Origin of the sequence: Mycobacterium sp. Root265 (genome assembly GCF_001428895.1) — a bacterium.
Taxonomy (GTDB): Bacteria; Actinomycetota; Actinomycetes; order Mycobacteriales; family Mycobacteriaceae; genus Mycobacterium.
The window spans coordinates 254,598-273,203 of record NZ_LMJA01000001.1 but is presented as its reverse complement, the minus strand read 5'-3'; the positions used below and the strand labels follow the sequence as shown (position 1 = coordinate 273,203).

Annotated in this window: 16 protein-coding genes; 7 read left to right on the top strand and 9 right to left on the bottom strand. The window is 64.9% G+C overall.

Annotation, left to right across the window (positions count from 1 at the left end; all coding sequences use genetic code 11):
- Positions 1-73: 73 nt before the first annotated feature.
- The gene (locus tag ASE48_RS01170) at positions 74-265 is read left to right on the top strand and encodes a hypothetical protein (RefSeq protein WP_057165166.1); all 192 of its coding nucleotides are present in this window, start codon (positions 74-76) and stop codon (positions 263-265) included.
- A 37-nt stretch (positions 266-302) separates the two neighbouring features.
- On the opposite strand, the gene ASE48_RS01165 is transcribed toward ASE48_RS01170, so the two are convergent.
- Positions 303-683 (bottom strand): MerR family transcriptional regulator, encoded by a 381-nt coding sequence (locus ASE48_RS01165; RefSeq protein WP_200962047.1) that lies wholly within the window; start codon positions 681-683, stop codon positions 303-305.
- A gap of 61 nt (positions 684-744) precedes the next feature.
- On the opposite strand from ASE48_RS01165, the gene ASE48_RS01160 reads away from it, so the two are divergent.
- Entirely contained in the window at positions 745-1,188 is a 444-nt protein-coding gene (locus ASE48_RS01160) for a PPOX class F420-dependent oxidoreductase (RefSeq protein ID WP_057165164.1), read from the top strand.
- Between the two features lie 2 nt (positions 1,189-1,190).
- On the opposite strand, the gene dnaE is transcribed toward ASE48_RS01160, so the two are convergent.
- Entirely contained in the window at positions 1,191-4,727 is a 3,537-nt protein-coding gene (dnaE, locus tag ASE48_RS01155) for a DNA polymerase III subunit alpha (RefSeq protein WP_057165163.1), read from the bottom strand.
- A gap of 149 nt (positions 4,728-4,876) precedes the next feature.
- Between dnaE and ASE48_RS01150 the strand changes: the two genes are divergently transcribed.
- From ASE48_RS01150 to ASE48_RS01140, 3 genes are read left to right on the top strand one after another with little or no spacing between them, the layout of a single operon-like run.
- Positions 4,877-5,803 (top strand): daunorubicin/doxorubicin resistance ABC transporter ATP-binding protein DrrA, encoded by a 927-nt coding sequence (locus tag ASE48_RS01150; RefSeq protein ID WP_057165162.1) that lies wholly within the window; start codon positions 4,877-4,879, stop codon positions 5,801-5,803.
- Positions 5,800-6,537 carry an ABC transporter permease gene (locus ASE48_RS01145; protein WP_057165161.1) on the top strand — a complete coding sequence of 246 codons (738 nt, stop codon included), beginning with the start codon at positions 5,800-5,802 and terminating at the stop codon, positions 6,535-6,537. Before ASE48_RS01150 ends, ASE48_RS01145 begins: the two co-directional genes overlap by 4 nt.
- Positions 6,534-7,331, top strand: coding sequence for an ABC transporter permease (locus ASE48_RS01140; RefSeq protein ID WP_057165160.1), 798 nt, complete (start codon positions 6,534-6,536; stop codon positions 7,329-7,331). Before ASE48_RS01145 ends, ASE48_RS01140 begins: the two co-directional genes overlap by 4 nt.
- A 36-nt stretch (positions 7,332-7,367) precedes the next feature.
- On the opposite strand, the gene ASE48_RS01135 is transcribed toward ASE48_RS01140, so the two are convergent.
- From ASE48_RS01135 to lspA, 6 genes are all read right to left on the bottom strand, one after another.
- On the bottom strand, positions 7,368-8,126 hold the full coding sequence (locus ASE48_RS01135; RefSeq protein WP_442928660.1) for a glycosyltransferase family 2 protein: 759 nt from the start codon (positions 8,124-8,126) through the stop codon (positions 7,368-7,370).
- Between the two features lie 560 nt (positions 8,127-8,686).
- The gene (locus ASE48_RS01130) at positions 8,687-9,988 is read right to left on the bottom strand and encodes a UDP-glucose dehydrogenase family protein (RefSeq protein ID WP_200962032.1); all 1,302 of its coding nucleotides are present in this window, start codon (positions 9,986-9,988) and stop codon (positions 8,687-8,689) included.
- Positions 9,989-10,114: 126 nt separating this feature from the next.
- Positions 10,115-13,303 carry an MMPL/RND family transporter gene (locus ASE48_RS01125; RefSeq protein ID WP_235570584.1) on the bottom strand — a complete coding sequence of 1,063 codons (3,189 nt, stop codon included), beginning with the start codon at positions 13,301-13,303 and terminating at the stop codon, positions 10,115-10,117.
- 77 nt (positions 13,304-13,380) lie between these two features.
- The gene (gene rarD / locus ASE48_RS01120) at positions 13,381-14,286 is read right to left on the bottom strand and encodes an EamA family transporter RarD (protein WP_057165157.1); all 906 of its coding nucleotides are present in this window, start codon (positions 14,284-14,286) and stop codon (positions 13,381-13,383) included.
- Positions 14,283-15,209 (bottom strand): RluA family pseudouridine synthase, encoded by a 927-nt coding sequence (locus ASE48_RS01115; protein WP_057165156.1) that lies wholly within the window; start codon positions 15,207-15,209, stop codon positions 14,283-14,285. Before ASE48_RS01115 ends, rarD begins: the two co-directional genes overlap by 4 nt.
- Positions 15,209-15,826 carry a signal peptidase II gene (gene lspA / locus ASE48_RS01110; RefSeq protein ID WP_057165155.1) on the bottom strand — a complete coding sequence of 206 codons (618 nt, stop codon included), beginning with the start codon at positions 15,824-15,826 and terminating at the stop codon, positions 15,209-15,211. Before lspA ends, ASE48_RS01115 begins: the two co-directional genes overlap by 1 nt.
- 67 nt (positions 15,827-15,893) lie before the next feature.
- Here lspA and ASE48_RS01105 point away from each other — a divergent pair, with 67 nt between their 5' ends.
- Positions 15,894-16,823 carry an asparaginase gene (locus tag ASE48_RS01105; protein ID WP_057165154.1) on the top strand — a complete coding sequence of 310 codons (930 nt, stop codon included), beginning with the start codon at positions 15,894-15,896 and terminating at the stop codon, positions 16,821-16,823.
- Positions 16,824-16,834: 11 nt separating this feature from the next.
- On the opposite strand, the gene ASE48_RS01100 is transcribed toward ASE48_RS01105, so the two are convergent.
- The gene (locus tag ASE48_RS01100) at positions 16,835-18,193 is read right to left on the bottom strand and encodes a DNA polymerase IV (RefSeq protein ID WP_200962031.1); all 1,359 of its coding nucleotides are present in this window, start codon (positions 18,191-18,193) and stop codon (positions 16,835-16,837) included.
- A 32-nt stretch (positions 18,194-18,225) separates the two neighbouring features.
- Here ASE48_RS01100 and ASE48_RS01095 point away from each other — a divergent pair, with 32 nt between their 5' ends.
- Positions 18,226-18,468, top strand: a complete 243-nt coding sequence (locus ASE48_RS01095) for an RNA-binding S4 domain-containing protein (protein ID WP_057165153.1) — start codon at positions 18,226-18,228, stop codon at positions 18,466-18,468.
- Positions 18,469-18,606: the final 138 nt, after the last annotated feature.

Below are 18,606 nucleotides of genomic sequence, written 5' to 3'. Positions count from 1 at the left end.
GGCGAAAACGGTTAATCCAACTCATACAGGGTTTCGGTTGCCCGAACTCTAGGTTGCGAGTTATCGTGTAACCGTGACCACGCACACCGAAATCAGCGTCGCCGGCGTCCCTTGGCCGATGTACAAGGCGCTGGCGCTGATCATCGGTGCCCTGGTGCTCGTGGTGGTCGGTGTCGCCACCGCCAGCCTCGGCCCGGCCGTGCTCACCGCCGCCGGCGCGGCGACGCTGGTGTGGCTGGCCGGCGGTATGTCCGCCCGTCGCTGACCGCGTCGACCCTTGCCGCGCCCCGTCGAGGCTCTGATCAGGTAAGCATCGTGTAGTGGATGCCGCACGTGCACTCGCCGATCGTCGGGCATTCACAGCTCATCCCCCACTGGATGATCTTCCTGGCGCGCACCAGAGCCGCCATCTGGGCGTCGATCTCGGCGAGTTTCAGCTCGGCCAACGCGCGGGCCACCGGTTTCCCCGCGGCGTCGTCACCCAGCAGTGCCGTGATCTCGTGCAGCGCGAAGCCCGCCACCTTGCAGGCACGTATCACCTCGAGCCGGGTCAGGATGGACTCCTGATAGCGGCGCCGGCCACCCACCCGATCCGGGGCGGGCAGCAACCCGACCTGCTCGTAATAGCGCAACGTCGTCTGGGCGACACCGGTGCGATGCGCCACCTCGCCGATGGACAGCAGTGCGGCCACCGAGACACCTCCCCTTGACTTAGAGTCAACTCTAAGTTGTTCACTGGCGATCATGTCATCCATCGAGACCGACCTCGCCGCCCTGAGCCGTTCCCGCTACGCAATGTTGCGCACCTATCGCCGCGACGGCACGCCGGTCGACACCCCGATCTGGTTCGTCGTCGACGGCCGAACCCTACTGTTCCGCACCAAGATCGGACCCAAGACCAGACGGCTACAGGCCCACCCGGATGTCGTGTTGAGACCCAGCGACCACCGTGGCGACCGGCTGGGTGCCGCGGTGACCGGACGGGCCCGGACACTTGCCGGTGACGATGCCCAACGCGGCAATACCGCGTTGCGCCGGCGCTACGGATGGCAGTGGAACGTCGTCCCGTTGCTCAAGATCCCCGGTGTCACGAATGTGCACAGCGATTTACCGCTCCGCGAGAAGCTGCGTCGAGCTCGCCACCGCGGTCTCTGGCCGGACAGCGCGATCATCGCGGTGGATCTCTAGGGTCAGCCGCCCAGGCAGCCGGGACCGAGCAGCGCCTTGAGGTCCCCCATCAGCGCCGACGACGGCGTGACCCGCAACGACTGATCGAGCTCCAGGGTGGTGATGCGCTCGCCGCTGATCAGTCGCAGATGCACCTGCGAGGTCCCCGGGTGGCGGGCCAGCACCTGCTTGAGCGCAGTGACCTTGTCCACCGTGCACTGCCGTGTCGGCAGGCTGACAGCCACCGGCCGGTCGCCCTGGGCGTTCGAGAAGTCGGGCACGATGAGGTCATTGGCGATCAGCGAGATCCGGTCGTCACGGATGGCCACCTTGGCGCCGACCAGCACCACCGCGTCATCGGCGATGTCGGCGCCGAACGCCGTGTAGGTCTGCGGGAAGAACAGCACCTCGATCCCACCCGTGAGATCTTCCAGTTGGGCTGAGGCCCAAGGCAATCCGTTCTTGTTGACGCGGCGGTTCACCGACGCGAGGATGCCGCCGATGCGCACCTGGGTGTCGTTGGGGATATCGCCTTCCAGGATCGCCGGGATCTGGGTGTCGACCTGGGCAGCCAGCAGGTGCGCCACACCGTCCAACGGATGGCCGGACACGTAGAGCCCCAGCATCTCCCGTTCCAAGGCGAGCTTGTGCTTGTCCTCCCACTCGCCCTCGGGCACGGGAATGGTGAAGACGGACTCCATTCCCGAATCGGCGTCGCCGCCGCCGAACAGATCGAATTGGCCGATGGCCTCGGCCTTCTTGGTGCCCAACACCGAGTCCACCGCATCGGCGTGCACGAGGAACAGGCCCTTACGCGGATGACCCAACGAGTCGAAGGCGCCGGCCTTGACCAGCGATTCCGTCACCTTCTTGTTGCAGGCGCCGATGTCGATCTTGTTGAGGTAGTCGGAGAAGTCGGTGTACTTGCCTTTGTCGTTGCGCGCGTTGATGATCGACTGCACGACATTGGCGCCGACGTTGCGCACACCGCCCAAGCCGTACCGGATGTCCTGCCCGACCGAGGCGAAGTTGTGCACCGATTCGTTGACATCCGGCGGCAGCACCGTGATCCCGAGCCGGCGGCAGTCCGACAGGTAGATCGCTGCCTTGTCCTTGTCATCGCCCACCGACGTGAGCAGACCCGCCATGTATTCGGCCTGATAGTTGGCCTTGAGATACGCGGTCCAGAATGACACCAAGCCGTAGCCGGCCGCGTGCGATTTGTTGAACGCGTAACCGGCGAACGGAAGAATGGTGTCCCACAACGCCTTCACCGCGGCCTCGGAGAAACCGTTGGCGGTCATACCTTCTTTGAAGCCCTTGTACTCTGCCTCGAGCACCTCAAGCTTCTTCTTGCCCATCGCCTTTCGTAGCGCGTCGGCCTTACCCATCGAATAGCCGGCGACCTTCTGGGCGATGAACATGATCTGCTCTTGGTAGACGATCAGACCGTAGGTCTCGGCCAGGATCTCCTTGAGCGGTTCTTCGAGCTCCGGGTGAATCGGTTTGATCGCCTGGCGGCCGTTCTTACGATCGGCGTAGTCATTGTGGGCGTTCATGCCCATCGGGCCCGGGCGGTACAGCGCCAGCACCGCGACGATGTCGTTGAACCCGGTGGGCTGCATCCGGCGCAGCAGGTCACGCATCGGCCCGCCGTCGAGCTGGAACACGCCCAACGTGTCACCGCGGGACAGCAGCTCGTAGGTCGCCGGATCCTCCAGCGGGAGGTGGTCCATGTCCAGGTCGATACCGCGGTTGGCCTTGATGTTCTCCAGGGCGTCACCGATGACGGTGAGGTTGCGCAGACCCAGGAAGTCCATCTTGAGCAGCCCGATGGACTCGCAGGACGGGTAGTCCCATCCGGTGATGATGGCGCCGTCCTGCGGGCGTTTCCACAGCGGAATCGCGTCGACCAGCGGCTCGGAGCTCATGATCACCGCACAGGCGTGCACACCCGCGTTACGGACCAGGCCCTCCAGACCGCGGGCGGTCTCGTAGATGGTGCGGACATCGGGATCGGTGTCCAGCAGGCCGCGCACCTCGGCGGCTTCCTTGTAGCGTTCGTGCTTGGGGTCGGTGATACCCGAGAGCGGAATGTCCTTGGCCATGATCGGCGGCGGCAGCGCCTTGGTGATCCGATCGGCGATGGCGAACCCTGGCTGCCCGTAGTTGACGCGGGCCGAGTCCTTCAGAGCGGCCTTGGTCTTGATGGTGCCGAAGGTGATGACCTGGGCGACACGGTCACTGCCCCACTTGTCCGACGCGTAACGCACCATCTCACCGCGGCGGCGGTCGTCGAAGTCGATATCGATATCGGGAGCCGACGGGCGTTCGGGGTTCAGGAACCGCTCGAACAGCAGCCCGTGCGGGATCGGGTCGATATTGGTGATGCCCATCGCGTAGGCGACCAGGGAACCTGCCGCCGAACCACGACCCGGGCCGACCCGGATGTTCACCGACCGGGCGTAGTTGATCAGATCGGCGACGATCAGGAAGTAGGCCGGGAAGCCCTTGTCGCAGATGACCTTGATCTCGTACTCGGCACGGTCGTGGTAGTCCTGGGTGGCACCACCGGGGAAGCGGCGCTTGAGGCCCTCCTGGACCTCGTGACGCAGCCACGTTCCCTGGTCGTGGCCCTCGGGCACCGGGAACACCGGCATCCGGTCGCGTGGGGTCCACACATCGGCGTAGGACTGCACCCGTTCGCCGATGAGCAGGGTCGAGTCGCACGCTCCCGGCACCTGGGTGTCCCACAGCGCGCGCATGTCGGCGGCCGATTTCAGGTAGTAACCGTCACCGTCGAACTTGAACCGGGCCGGATCCGACAGCGTCTTGCCCGTCTGCACACAGAGCAGCGCCTCATGGGTCTGGGAGGCCTCGCGGGTCACGTAGTGGCAGTCGTTGGTGGCCAGCGGGGGGATGCCGAGCTTCCGGCCCACCTCCAGCAGCCCTTCCCGGACCCGGCGCTCGATTTCGATGCCGTGATCCATCAACTCCAGGAAGAAATTCTCCTTGCCGAAGATGTCCTGCCATTTGGCGGCGGCGGCCACCGCTTCATCCATGTGACCCAGCCGCAGCCGGGTCTGTACCTCACCCGACGGGCAGCCCGTCGTGGCGATGATGCCCTCGGCATGCTCGGCGATCAGTTCGGCGTCCATGCGTGACCACTTGCCGAGCTGTCCCTCGAACGAGGCCATCGAGGACAGCTTGAACAGGTTGCGCAACCCGGTCGCGTTCTCGGCGACCATCGTCATATGGGTGTAGGCACCGCTACCGGAGACGTCATCGCCCTTCTGGCTGCGATCACCCCACAGCACGCGCTTGGTGTCGAAGCGCGACGCAGGCGCGATGTAGGCCTCGATGCCGATGATGGGCTTGATCCCGGCATCGGTGGCGACGTTGTAGAACTCGCTGGCCCCGAACATGTTGCCGTGGTCGGTCATCCCGATGGCCGGCATCTCGAGGCGCTGCGCCTCGGCCACCATCGGTTTGACCTTCGCGGCACCGTCCAGCATCGAGTATTCGGTGTGGTTGTGCAGGTGCACGAACGAGGCGCTCATAGGGTGGCCAGTCTATTGGTGCGCTCCGACAGTTCCGGGCGTGTCGCGTGACGTGTCTTCTCCCCCGGCACAGATGCACCGCACAGACGCGTCGCGACCGTGCGACCGAAGGTCTCACTTGACCGATGGCGGCTGTATCGTATGACTCCGTGATCGAGCTCAACAACGTCGCCAAGACATTCGCTGGGGGCATTCCCGCCCTACGCGACGTGAGCTTTTCGGTACCGATCGGGACGGTCTGTGCATTGCTCGGCCACAACGGTGCCGGCAAGACCACCACGGTGAGCATCCTGTCGACCCTAATGACACCCACATCGGGGACGGCCACCATCGCCGGTTACGACGTGGTGCGGGACGCGGCGCAGGTGCGCCAGAACATCGGGGTGACAGGCCAGGAGGCCGCCCTCGATTACCGGCTCACCGGCCGGGAGAACCTGGTCCTGTTCGGTCGGCTCCGCGGAATGTCGCGCGGCGAGGCGCGCAGCCGGGCAGCGGAGCTGATCAACCAATTCGATATGGAGCACGCCGCCGACCGGCAGGTGAGCGGATACTCCGGCGGTATGCGCCGACGGATCGATATCGCAGCGTCCCTGGTGATTCCTCCCAAGGTGCTCTTCCTCGACGAGCCGACCACCGGCCTGGATCCCCGCAGCCGCCGCGACGTGTGGAATCTGGTGTCCTCGTTGAAGGCTCAGGACATCACCGTGCTGCTGACCACCCAGTATCTGGAGGAAGCCGACATCCTCAGCGACTCGATCGTCATCCTCAACGCGGGCCAGGTCGTCGCCAGCGGCACCGCCGACGAGCTGAAGAGCCAAACCGGCTCCAGCTACTGCCAGATGACCCCGTTGAATGTCGACGAACTGCCACGGATCGCGGCGCTACTTGCCGATTTCGGCGAACTCGAGGTCGATGCCAGCTCGGTATCGGTACCCGCCAGGCACGGCGTGGCAACGCTGTCCGAGGTCTTTCGACGAGTCGAGGATGCCGGCATCGAACTCCTCGACATCTCCCTGCGACGCCCGTCGCTGGACGAAGTGTTCCTCCACCTGACCAGCCGGGCCACCACGACGTGAGCCCGGCAGTCATCCTGACAGCTCGGATCCTGGAACGCAGCCGGGTGGACCTGTCCTTCGGGGTGTTTTCTGCATTGGTCGGCCTGATCGGTCTGACGGTCGCGCTGCGCGATGTGATCGCCACCGGTGCCGTGAGCTACGCGGACTATGTGCTGCCCGCGGTCGTCGTGCAGGCCATGCTGTTCGGTGCGCTCACCACCACCGATCGCGCGGCGGCCGAGACCATGAATGCCATGGGTTTCCGGCTCCGCACCATGCCCATCTCCCAGTACGCACCGCTGGCCGCCAGGATGAACTACTGCCTGCTCCGTGGGCTTCTCGCCATCGTCGCCGCGATCGTCGGCGCGTTGATCTTCGGATTTCGCTTTACCGGCGGGATCGGCTACACCGTGGCGTTCTTTGCCTTGGCCCTGCTCCTGACACTGGCGTTGTCTCTCGGGGCCGACACGATCGGGGTCCGGGCCAAACGCGGCGAGGTGGCCAGTCAGCTCCTGCTGGTACCGCAGACCCTGATAGTCCTGTTGTCCACCGGTATCGCTCCGCTGGAAGCCTTTCCGACCTGGCTCCAACCTTTCGTGCGCTATCAACCGATCTCCCAGATCACCGAGACCCTGCGTGGTTTCACCACCGGGCAGGTGGACCCGACCAACCTGATGGTCACGATGATCTGGTGTGTGGGCATGCTGGTCGTCTTCGGCATAGCGGCTCTGCGGTTACAACGGCGGACCCAATGACCGCGCACACTCCCCGACGCCAATCGGTCGCGCTCGAGAGCTGGATCTTCGCCGGCAGACTGTTCATCCAGTGGCGGCGTTATCCGACCGTGCCCCTGCAGGCGCTGCTCTTTCCGACGATTCTGCTCGTCATCTACAGCGTGTTGGTCGGCAAGTCGATGGTCCGAGTCACCGGTGAGACCGGATTGGACCTTCTCATACCGGTCTGCGCGGTGGCCGGAGCAATGCAGGGGTCGATCAGTGCAGGCTTGGCCATGACACACGACCAGGAAAGCGGTCTGCTCGCCCGACTCTGGAGCATGCCGGTCCATCGCGCCAGCGCATTGGCCGGCACCTTGCTCGCCGAGGCGCTGCGCACCTGGGTGGGCACCGTCCTGACGCTCGCACTCGGCTATGTCCTCGGGTTTCGTTTCTACGGCAACGTATTGGAACTGCTTGGCTACCTGCTCGTCCCGAGCGTCATCGTCGTCATCTATTCGATGATCGTGATCACACTGGGCTTGCGACCCGATGGGCGAACGATTTTGGCCTGGTTCGGGACCGCGAGCATGGGTATGGCCTTCGCCGCCTTTGTCCCTGCCGAGAAGCTGCCCTCGCTGGCACGCCCACTAGCCGAGTATCAGCCCATCTCCGCCGCTGTGCAGTCGATGCGGCTTTTATCCCTGGGCGCCGACGGAGTGTGGTTGCCGCTGGCGGTGACCGCTGGATGGTGCGGCGTGCTCGCGGCCATATTCGGTGTTCTCGGCGTTCGCAGTTACCGCAACGCCGCCGAAACCGGAAAGACCGGTAACTGACCCGAGGGCGTCGCCGGGCGCCTCAGATCACACACGTCAGTGGCGCGAATCGTCCTCTGCCGCATCGAGTGTTCGCAACGGAATCCGCTCGGGCCGTGCCTTGCGTAAGTTACGCGTCGCCGACCAGCCGTAGAGCCGCCCCAGCGCCAACTCCATGCCCACACCCGCCTTGAAGAGGTAACGTTGCCTGCCGACAGATTCAGTCGCACTGACCATGCCCGCATGGTCCAGGTACGAACGCTCCGAGGCATAGACGCCGAACCCCGCCGCGGTTGCACGCATCGAGAGATCGATATCCGCGCCCCACCCGAAACGTCCGAAACTACGCTCGTCCAGACCTCCCACCGCCTCCCAGGCGGGCGCGGAGATCATCAGGGCCGTGCCGTCGACCATCGGAACACGCCGGACATAGTCCAGCGGCTCGTACTGTCCGACCGGACCCGCATACGACGAGGCCTGCACAGTCCAATAGCCGTTGTATACCGGCGCGATGATTCCGGCATCTGCCGGCATTCGCGGATCGAGCAGGCCGGCGAAGAAGCCGGGCGACAGGCGGGTGTCGTTGTTCAGGGTGAGGGCGAACTCGTAACCGCGGCGGAAGGCCATCCGGAAACCGAGGTTGGACGCCCCCGCCCAGCCCAGATTCCGTCCTGGCCGCTCTACCCACTCGTCGGCTACCGTCTCGTAATGCCCGCCGTTGTCGATGATCAGTAGATCGACGAGATCGGACTCTGCGAGCACATCGGGCAGCACAGCGTGAGTCAGTTCATTGCGCCCGTATGCCGGAATCGTCACCAAGCACTTTCGGATCATTGTCACGGTAACCTCCCCCTGGTAGGGCTTCCCCGTCAAACCCTCCATCAACGGACCGATCCGGGCCGCTGACGATAGTGACCGAGCTGAATACGACACAGCGCAGAAGATGACGCCCGATGATTTTACACTTGAGTATCGCGACTCAGTTTGCCGCACTGCCCACGATGGTCCAAGTCGGGGAAACCAGGGAATAGCGACGCAGTCCGTGTATGCGGATGAAATAGCGGACGGCGGTGGACTGCTCATCACTAGGGGACCCGCACGTCCACGTCAAAAATCGGAGGCAAAGCCCCGATCAGCCGACTGTCACCAACCAATTAGCCGAGTACATCTAGACGCCGTGTTAGACCACGCACCGATCTCCGCCGCCCACGGCGCGCCTGGCGAGTGCCGGAGAGGCCATCGGCCACGACGCAATTCTGCTCGGCCAACTCGGACCCGTCGTTGCGAGGCAGCAAGTAAGGATTGAAAAGGCTACGGCGACAGCGCTGTTGGGTAGGGCGTCAGTAGCCGGGCACTAGATGGATGGCGGGGGCTGATCACACCAGGTAGGTCCAACCGCACTTGACCCACCACACCTTGTCCAGGCAGAGCCTGCCGTCGATCACCGTCTTGTTGCGCACGATCGCGCTCAGATCGGATGGGTTGATCTGGACGAACTCCGACCACTCCGTCAGAACCATGACCAGATCAGCGTTCTCGCAGGCCTCGTTCACTGACGTCGCGTAGGACAAGGTCGGGAAAACCGCGCGTGAGTTCTCGATCGCCTTTGGGTCATACACCGTTACCGAAGCACCCTGCAGCTGAAGCTGTCCCGCCACATTGAGGGCGGGTGAATCGCGGACGTCATCGGAATCGGGTTTGAAGGCGGCACCGAGAATGGCAATGTTGGCGCTTTGCAAGCCGACCGGGCAGGCGTTGCGGGCCACCTCGACCATCCGGGTGCGGCGCCTCATGTTGACGTTGTCGACCTCGCGCAGGAAGGTCAACGCCTCCGATGCCCCGAGTTCACCAGCGCGCGCCATGAAAGCCCGAATATCCTTGGGCAGGCAACCGCCGCCGAAACCTATACCTGCGTTCAAGAACCGGCGGCCGATCCTGGCGTCGTAACCGATCGCATCGGCGACGGCCGCAACATCGGCGCCGACCGCGTCGCACACCTCAGCGATCGCATTGATGAATGAAATCTTGGTCGCCAGAAACGCGTTGGCAGCGACCTTCACCAATTCAGCGGTTTCCGGGTCTGTCAAGATGAAAGGGGTCTCCCGCTCCAGAATCTCCGCGTACACCTCTCGTGTCAGAGCTTCGGCTCGGCCACCGTCGTGAAAACCCAGTACCACTCGGTCCGGTTGCAAGGTGTCTTTCACGGCGTACCCTTCGCGCAGAAACTCAGGATTCCACGCGATCTCGATCGTTGCCCCCCGGGCGAGCTCCGTTGCACGGGTTATGAGGTTGGCACACGTGCCCACGGGAACCGTGGACTTGCCCAGAATCACCACATCGCGATGAACGAGTGGCGCGAGGTTGTCGACGACGGCCTCGACGTAGCGCAGATCAGCCGCGGACTCGCCCTTCTTCTGGGGCGTCCCTACCGCGATGAAATAGAGCTCGCTCCATTCTGCGGCGACGGCGTAGTCGGCTGTGATGGTCAGCTTGCCGGTCTGCAGGTGCTTACGAAGCAAATCAGCGATGCCAGGCTCGTAAAACGGCACTTCCCCGTTCTGCAGCTTGTCTATACGCTTCGCGTCGATCTCCACACCGAGGACCTCGTGGCCCATTTCCGCCATACAGACCGCATGAGTGAGTCCGAGATATCCCAAGCCGAACACTGTCAGACGCACTCGACGAACCTTTCTCAGCATTACTCATGCCAGGTTGCACTTCAAGCTTGCGGGTACAGCAACATAATAAATGAATCTGAACAGACCACAGCGGGGAAGTGACCAGTCATGCGCGCGGCGTATCGATCAGCGATCCCGCCACGCTGCCGCGACCATCGAAGCCTTGGCCACCGCGACACCGTAGCCGATTTCGGTGTCGTCATCAGCGGGTTCATCGTCGACGGGAAAGGCGATCGGGTCGCGCTTATGCTCAGCGGGCTTGGCCGCACCACGTTGACTCTTCAAGAACGCAAGGTGGTTGTGCAGGTCGTTCGGAACCTTCGAGGGCCACCAGTTCTTCTCTCCCAACAGCACAGCCACCGCAGGCACGGTAATGGTCCGCACGATGAAGGTATCGAGCAGCAGGCCGACGCCGATGATGAAGCCCGTCTGAACAATCGCGGCAATGCTGCTCACCGTGAGCGCGAGCATCGACGCCGCGAAGATCAGACCCGCCGAGGTAATCACGCCGCCCGTCGCACCGACCGTGCGGATCACTGCCACCTTGGTCCCTCGATGCGCCTCCTCCCTGATCCGAGAAATCAGCAGCAGGTTGTAGTCCGCACCCACAGCCACCAAAACGAGAAACGTCAAACCTGGCGTGTTCCAGAAGATCGGCTGGCCCAGGATGAACTGGAAGAAGATCACTGCGATTCCCAGTGCGGACGCGTAGGACAGCACCACCGAGAGCATCAGGTACAGCGGTGCCACGATGGCTCGCAGCAACGCCGCCAGAATCAGGAAGACCACGATCAGGGTGACCAGCACTATGTATTGAAGGTCGCTGTCGTGATAGCCGCGAACTTCGTTCTGATAAACGCTGGTGCCGACCATGGTGATGTCCGCGTCAGCCAGAGTCGTGTTCGGCCTGGCACTTTGGGCCGCGGCGATGATGTCGTCCACCTGGTCCATCGCTTCCCTGCCGAATGGGTCCAGCGCGGTCTGCACCAGGTACCGCGCCGTGTGACCGTCCGGCGAGATGAACAGCTTCGCCGCCTTCTCGAATTCCGGCCTGGTCAGAATCTGAGGCGGAATGTAGAACCCGGACATCGAGGGGTCGGAGGCATCTCGCTTCATCGCGAGTAGGAAATCAGAGGCCTGATTCAACCCGCCGCCCATCTGGCGGGTCTGATCGACCAGTAGTTGCACACCCTGGGCCAGCAGGGCACTGGAATCAGCCAGCTTGTTCATACCGTCGACCAGTTCGTTGATCTGCTGTTCGATGGCGACGGGATCATCTAGGCCGATCTCCTCAGCCGCATTGAGCGCCTCTTCCAGGTTGCCGGTAACCCCGGTCACCGAACGCGCCAGGTTGTCGCCGGGCTGGGTGTTCTCCAACTGCTTGGACAGCTCGTAGAGCTGCTGAATAGTGCCGTCGTCGTACGCAGCGAGAATGCTGCCCATATCGGTGCGCACGGCCTTACAGACCGGGTCGAGGGTGCACAGTGGGCTGGAATTGAGCAGTGCCACCATGGGCTGCAACCAAATGGTGTGCAGCACAACCTGTTCCAGCCCACCGCCGGACGCCTTGCCCAGCCCACGAAGGAGATCTATTAAGCGGGCATTGACATCGATACTGCGCAGTGTCTCCACACCACCGAATTCCTGCTGCGTTTCCGCCAGTGCGAGCAGAATGGTGCGGACTCCACCAGCGGAGGCCACCACTTGATCGCGAATCTGGTCCAGAGCATCGGCGAGAGTGTGTGCTCCCTCGGATAACTGGGTGAGCCGAGAATCGTTCTCGTCGATGAGATCGGTGGCCTCCCCTAATTTGCTGCCGACCTCACCAGCCTGCTGGGTGGCGCGCGCCTCGCTGAGCATCTCACCGTTGGGCCTGGTGATACCGCGGATAGCGGCGATGTCGTCGAGCTGACTGACTCGGTTCGCCATCTGCTCCATATCGGCCAACGCACGCGGTGAGCGCAGATCCTCGTTCGGGTTATGGATCACAATGAACTGCTGTATCGAGGTACTGACCGGGAAGTGCTCATTCATGGTGTCGTAGGACTGGTTGCTCAAAGAGTCGCTCGGTAGGTTCTTGCGGTCGTCGTAGTTGAAGTCGACCAGCAGCGAGCAGGCCGCGAGCGACAACAGCACCACAAGGCTGACCCCCAGGTTCAATTTGGGTCGCCGGACGATACTGACACCCATACTGCGCCACAGTCGGCCGGTGATGTCCTTTCGGGGATTCACCCAACCGCGGCGCCCGGCGAGGGTGATGAACGCCGGCAGCAGCGTTATCGAGCCGAGAAAGCCGACCGTAATCGTTGCCGCCAGAGCCGGGCCGACGGTGGAGAAAACCGCCAGGGTGGCAAAGGACAGACCCAGGAACGTCAGTGCCACGGTGCCGGCGGAGCCGGCGATGACCTCGCCGATGGTCACCATCGCCTTCATGATGGCGTCGTCGGATTTCATCCCTTGCCGGAGATGCTCTTGATAGCGACTGAAAAAGAAGACCGCGTAGTCCACTCCCGCACCGAGCATCATGCCGGTGATTAGCACGATCGTCTGCGGGGCGAGGCCCAGCCCCAACAAGCCCAGACCGGCAACCACCTGTTGGGCCACCGCCAGCGATATGCCGATCGTGAGCAGCGGGATCAGCATCGCCACCAGATTTCGGTACACGATGATCAGGATCAGCAGCACGGTGACGACCGTCGACACCTCGATGATCAGCTGATCACGCAGGGCGATCTCGGTGACGTCGTCCATCGTTGCCGCGGCACCGACAATGGCCGTATGAAGAGGCGTACCGGCCGTGGTGTCCTCGACGATCTTCTTTACATCGCGGTAGTCAGCCTGTCCATCGCCGGTTCCTATGCCGCCGGAGAGCCCCACCGGCAGCGTGTACGCCTTTCCGTCCTTGCTGACCATCCCCTGTTTGAGTTCGGGAATATCGACGAAACTCTGCAAACCCGATACGGCGGGGTCCGCCCTGAGATTCTTGACCAGCTCGCGGTAGGTTGCTTCATCGTCGGGCGTCAGGCCGTTATCGTTGATCAGGACGACGGCAACCAAGTTGCCCAGATTTTCGGCTTCCTCGTCCTCCTGCTCGAAGGCGTCGTTCATTTGCTGGGCGGCGATAACCACCGCCGAGTCGCTGGGGATGAAGTCCGGCGGGTTCTGCGCTGCCACCGTGAGCAGTGGTGGCAGCGCCGCGAAAAGGGAACCTGCGATGACCAGCCAAGCGGCAATGACGAGCACCGGATGGCGAACGATCATCTGACCGTTTGAGGCGAGAAGTCCGCGCACGGACATCTTCGGACGTCTGGACATTGGCGACAAGGCTACATGGTGTTGCTGTTAACTCGGCCCGCCGCAAGTGACCTGCGCATCGGGTGTCGGGATGCTCATCACGGCTCTGCGCCGATGCGCTTACGCGCGACAGCGATGCGGTCCGACCTGGTACGGAACAGAGCATCGACGGTGAAGACGGCCAAAGCGATCCAGATCAGCGCAAATCCCAGCCATCTGGCGGCCGGCATCGGCTCGTGTCCGACCAGAACACCCCAGGACAACTGCATGATCGGTGTCATATAGAACAGCAGCCCCATCGTCACCATTGGCAACCGTTGTGCGGCGGCGGCAAACAGCAGCAGCGGCACCGCTGTCAGCACGCCGGCCAGCACCAGCAGCACCACATGTCCGGTGCCGTGCCCGACGAACTCCGCGTGCCCACCGGCCTGCAACACGATCAGATAGCCCAGCGCGAACGGGGCGGCCAGTGCGGTCTCGATTCCGACGCTCACCCGGGGGTCGACCGGCACCACCTTCTTGACCGCGCCGTACAGACCGAAGGACAACGCCAGCCCGAGTCCGATGTAGGGCGGCGCGCCGACCTGCACCGTCAACACCACCACCGCGGCGACCGCGATGACCAGGGCCGCGCCCTGCGCGCGGTTGAGGCGCTCACGGAACACCACCATCCCGAGCAGGACCGTGACGAGCGGGTTGATGAAGTACCCGAGTGCCGCGTCGACCACATGGCCGTTGTTGACCGCATAGACGTAGATCAGCCAGTTGACCGATATCAGGGCGGAGGCCAGCGCCAGCAACAGCCAGGTGCGGCCACCGATGGCCCGCACATCCCGCAGCCGGTGCACCGCGGCGACGACCACAAAGAGAAAGAGGAAGCCCCAGACGATCCGATGCGCCAGGATCTCCACCGAGCCCGCCGGTTTGAGCAGCGGGAAAAAGGCCGGGAACAGCCCCCATGAGCCGTACGCGCCGATGCCGAAGAGCAGTCCGGACCGTTTCACTGGTCGCGGCGTAGTTGATCCAGGGCGTGCTGAAGGTCAGCCGGATAGGGACTCGTGATCTCGATCCGCCGGCCGTCCGCGGGATGCGCGAAGGCCAGCGACCGGGCGTGCAGCCATTGCCGCTCCAGTCCGAGTTTCTTGGCCAGCGTCGGGTCCGCGCCGTAGGTGAGATCGCCGCAGCAGGGATGGTGCAGTGCCGAGAAATGCACCCGGATCTGGTGGGTGCGGCCGGTTTCCAGGTGAATGTCGAGCAGGCTGGCCGCGACGTGCGCCTCGATGGTGTCGTAGTGGGTGATGCTGTCGCGGCCGTTCTCGGTCACCGCGAACTTCCAGTCCTGGCCGCGATGACGACCGATGGGCGCGTCGATGGTGCCGCTGGACGGATCGGGATGCCCTTGCACCAGTGCGTGGTAGCGCTTCTCCACGGTGCGCTCCTTGAACGCCCGCTTGAGCACGGTGTAGGCCCGTTCCGAGATGGCCACCACCATCACCCCGGAGGTCCCCACGTCCAGGCGCGACACGATGCCCTTGCGCTCGGCCACGCCGGACGTGGTGATCCGGAAACCCGCTGCGGCCAGCCCACCGAGCACCGTCGGCCCGGTCCAGCCGACCGACGCGTGGGCGGCGACGCCCGCCGGTTTGTCGACGGCGACGATGTCGTCATCGGAGTACAGGATGTTCATGCCCTCGACCTCGACGGGCGTATTCTCCAGGGGCGCAGCTGGTTCCGGGAGCCGAACCTCCAGCCAGGCGCCGGAGACGAGTTTGTCGGATTTGCCTGCGGTCGCGCCGTCGAGCTCGACACCGCCCTCTTCGGCGATCGCCGCGGCGACGGTGCGGGACAACCCGAGCAGACGGGCCAGTCCGGCGTCGACCCGCATTCCGGCCAGGCCCTCGGGCACGGGCATCGAACGGGTGGTCATCAGGTGGACGCGTCCGGTTGCTCATCGGCGCCCGGCTTCGCCGGCGGTGGCGTCGCGGGCTCGGCCTCGGGCCTGCGCCGGCCGGCGGTGTCGAAGTCGAAACCGAACAACGAGAGCACCACCAGCAGGATGGCGCCGCCGACGACGGCCGGGTCGGCGACGTTGAACACCGGCCACCAGCCGACCGACAAAAAGTCCACCACGTGGCCGCGCAACGGTCCGGGTGACCGGAAGAACCGGTCGACCAGATTTCCGAGGGCGCCGCCCAGAATCATGCCCAACCCCAGCGCCCACCACGGCGACACCAGCCGGCGTCCCATCCAGATGATGCCGAACACCACGCCGGTGGCGATCAGGGTCAGCACCCAGGTGTAGCCGGTGGCCATCGAGAAGGCCGCACCGGAGTTGCGCACCAATGTCCAGGTCACGGTGTCGCCGATGATCGACACCGGCTGACCGGGCACCAGCAGGCGCACCGCCAGCACCTTGGTGACGATGTCGAGCGCCAGCACCACACCGGCGATCGACAGCAGCAGGCGCAGGCGCTTACGGGGCTGCGGTTGCGCTTCTTGGTCCGCGGCCACCGGCTCGGCCGAGCCTGTTGATTCCTCAGTCACCCGCCCATCATCCCAAACATTCGAGCGGTCCCCGCGCAGCCGCCCGGGTGGGTGAACAATTGCGGGCATGCATCGCCTCGTCGTGATCAGCACCGGCGGCACCATCGCCACCAGTTCCGGAGCCGATGGCGTGGCCCGGCCCACCCGCAGCGGGGCCGACCTCACCAGCGGTCTGGATGTCTCCGTCATCGAGCTGATGACCGTGGACAGCTCCGCGCTCGGCCCGGCCGAATGGGACCGGATGGGCGTCGCCATCGCCTCCGCCGCCGCCGGCGGCGCAACCGGCATCGTGGTCACCCACGGCACCGACACCATGGAGGAAACTGCGCTGTGGCTGCAGCTCACCTGTGCCGGCACGGTGCCGGTGGTGCTCACCGGGGCGCAGCGCAGCGCAGACGCCCCCGATGCGGACGGCCCGGGCAATCTGCGCGACGCGCTCGCGGTGGCCGGCAGCACCGAGGCCCGTGACGCCGGTGTGCTGCTGAGCTTCGCCGGCACCATCTGGGAGCCGCTGGGCCTGCATAAAGTTGCCACCGACGACCTGCGAGGATTCGCCGGATCCGCGGTGGGATCGGTACAGCACGGGGAGGTCCGATTCGACACGGCGCCGCGCCGGCCGAACCTCGGTGCACTCAGCGCCGCGGGAGCGCCGCGGGTCGACATCGTCGCCGCCTACCCCGGGGCCGATGCCGTCGCACTCGACGCCTGTGTGGCTGCCGGCGCACGCGGTCTCGTGCTCGAAGCCCTCGGATCGGGCAACGCCGGGGACGCCGTCATCGACGGAGTCCGGCGCGCCTGCGCGGCCGGGGTCACCGTCGCGGTATCCACCCGGGTGCCCGGCGGGCGGGTGCGCCCGGCCTACGGTCCGGGCCGCGCACTCGTGGACGCCGGTGCGGTGGTGGTGCCGACGCTGCGCCCCGCGCAGGCCCGGGTGCTGCTGATGGCCGCGCTGGCCGCGGGCTCCCCGGTCGCCGACGTCGTCGCCGAGTGGGGCTGACGGGTAGCCGGCTACTCGTCGCTTCGGTAGAGCGCGTCCAGGTACTCCCGCCAGTCCAGACTGTCGATCGGATTGGCGCGGCTGATCTCGGGAAGGTCGGCGCGGAAGGTGCGCGCGATGCCGGGCCCGGACGCCCGGGTCTCGAAGCGGATCGTCATCACACCGTGCCCGGCGCCCTGCACCCAGCCGTGTCCGTGCTCGGGATGCATCACGTCGTCGCCGATGCGCCACGGAGTGGGACCGGCCGCCACCGGCGCGGGGGCCGGACCCTCGGACCCGGCGATCGGACCATCCTCGGCACCCTGATCCAGATCCGGGAACAGCGATTCCTGCTGCACATCGGACAGGCCCGAAAAGCCCACCCCGACAAGACGAATCGGGCCGATCTCGATGGGATCGAGCAGCAACCGCCGTGCGGTGGAGATGAGCAGGGCCACATCGGTGGAGGCGTAGGGCAAGGTCGCCGAACGCGTCAGGGTGCTCATGTCCGATCGCTTCAGCTTCACCGTCACCGTCCGGGCGCCCCGCCCGTCCTTGAGCAACCGTCGGTGCGCGTGCTCCCCGATCGACCCGGCGGCGTCGCGCAACTGGTCCAGGGTGCGCAGGTCTTCGGCGAACGTGGACTCGGCGCTGATCTGTTTGGCGTCGGCCCGTTCGGCGACCGGCCGGTCGTCGATACCGCGCGCCAGCCGGTGCAGCGCCGGCCCGATGGTTGCGCCGAGCACATCGGCGACCTCGTTGTCGGTCAGTTCCGCGAGCGCCCCGATGGTCTCGATGCCGAGTCGGCGCAGCTTGTCCTCAGCGACCGGCCCGATCCCCCACAGCGCGCGTACCGGTAATCCGGCCAGCACCTCGCGCTCCTCTTCGCGGCCGATCACCCGGACACCGTCCGGTTTGGCCAACCCGGAGGCGATCTTGGCGACCTGCTTACCGGATCCGGCCCCGACCGAGGACACCAGTCCCGTCTCGGCAAAAACCTTTGCGCGCAGCGCTTCACAGAAATCCACTACCTCAGCGGTGGTCGATCCCGCGATCTCGGCGGGTTCGCCGAACGCCTCGTCGAAGGAAAGCTGTTCCAGCACCGGGACCACGGTGCGGATCGTCTCGAACACCCGCCCACTGGCCGCGCCGTAGACCACCCCGCGCGGTGGCAGCACCACCGCGGCGGCGCCCACCATCCGCCTGGCCTGGTGCATCGGCATCGCCGAGCGGGCACCGAAGACCCGGGCCTCATAACTGGCCCCGGCCACCACGCCGCGGCCCCCGAGACCGCCGACCAGCACCGGCCTGCCGCGCAGCGTCGGGCGGGTCAACTGTTCCACGGACGCGAAGAACGCGTCCATGTCCAGATGTAGCACCCAGCGCTCCACCCGGGAAATGTTAGGTGGCTACTCTGACCGACATGGATGACGTGCCCATTCGCGACGAATCGATCCGGCTCGGGCAGTTCCTCAAGCTCGCCGGACTGATCGATTCCGGCGCCGACGCCAAGGCGGTGATCGCCGACGGGCAGGTCAGCGTCAACGGCGATGTCGACCTGCGCCGCGGACGCCAGCTGCACCCGGGCGACGAGGTGTCCATCGCCGGACAGTCCGCGCGGGTGGTGTCCGAGTTTGCTGAACCCACCGGCGACGGGCCGCGCTGACACAGCACGCCAGCGCACGACCGTCGCGGGGACTGCTGACACCCTACTGTCCAGGTTCGCCAGAAACGCGTTCTGGCGTCACGTTCAATTTCGCCAAATTGATTGTGCTGTAGGGTTTTCCAGTTTCCGGTGATTCGA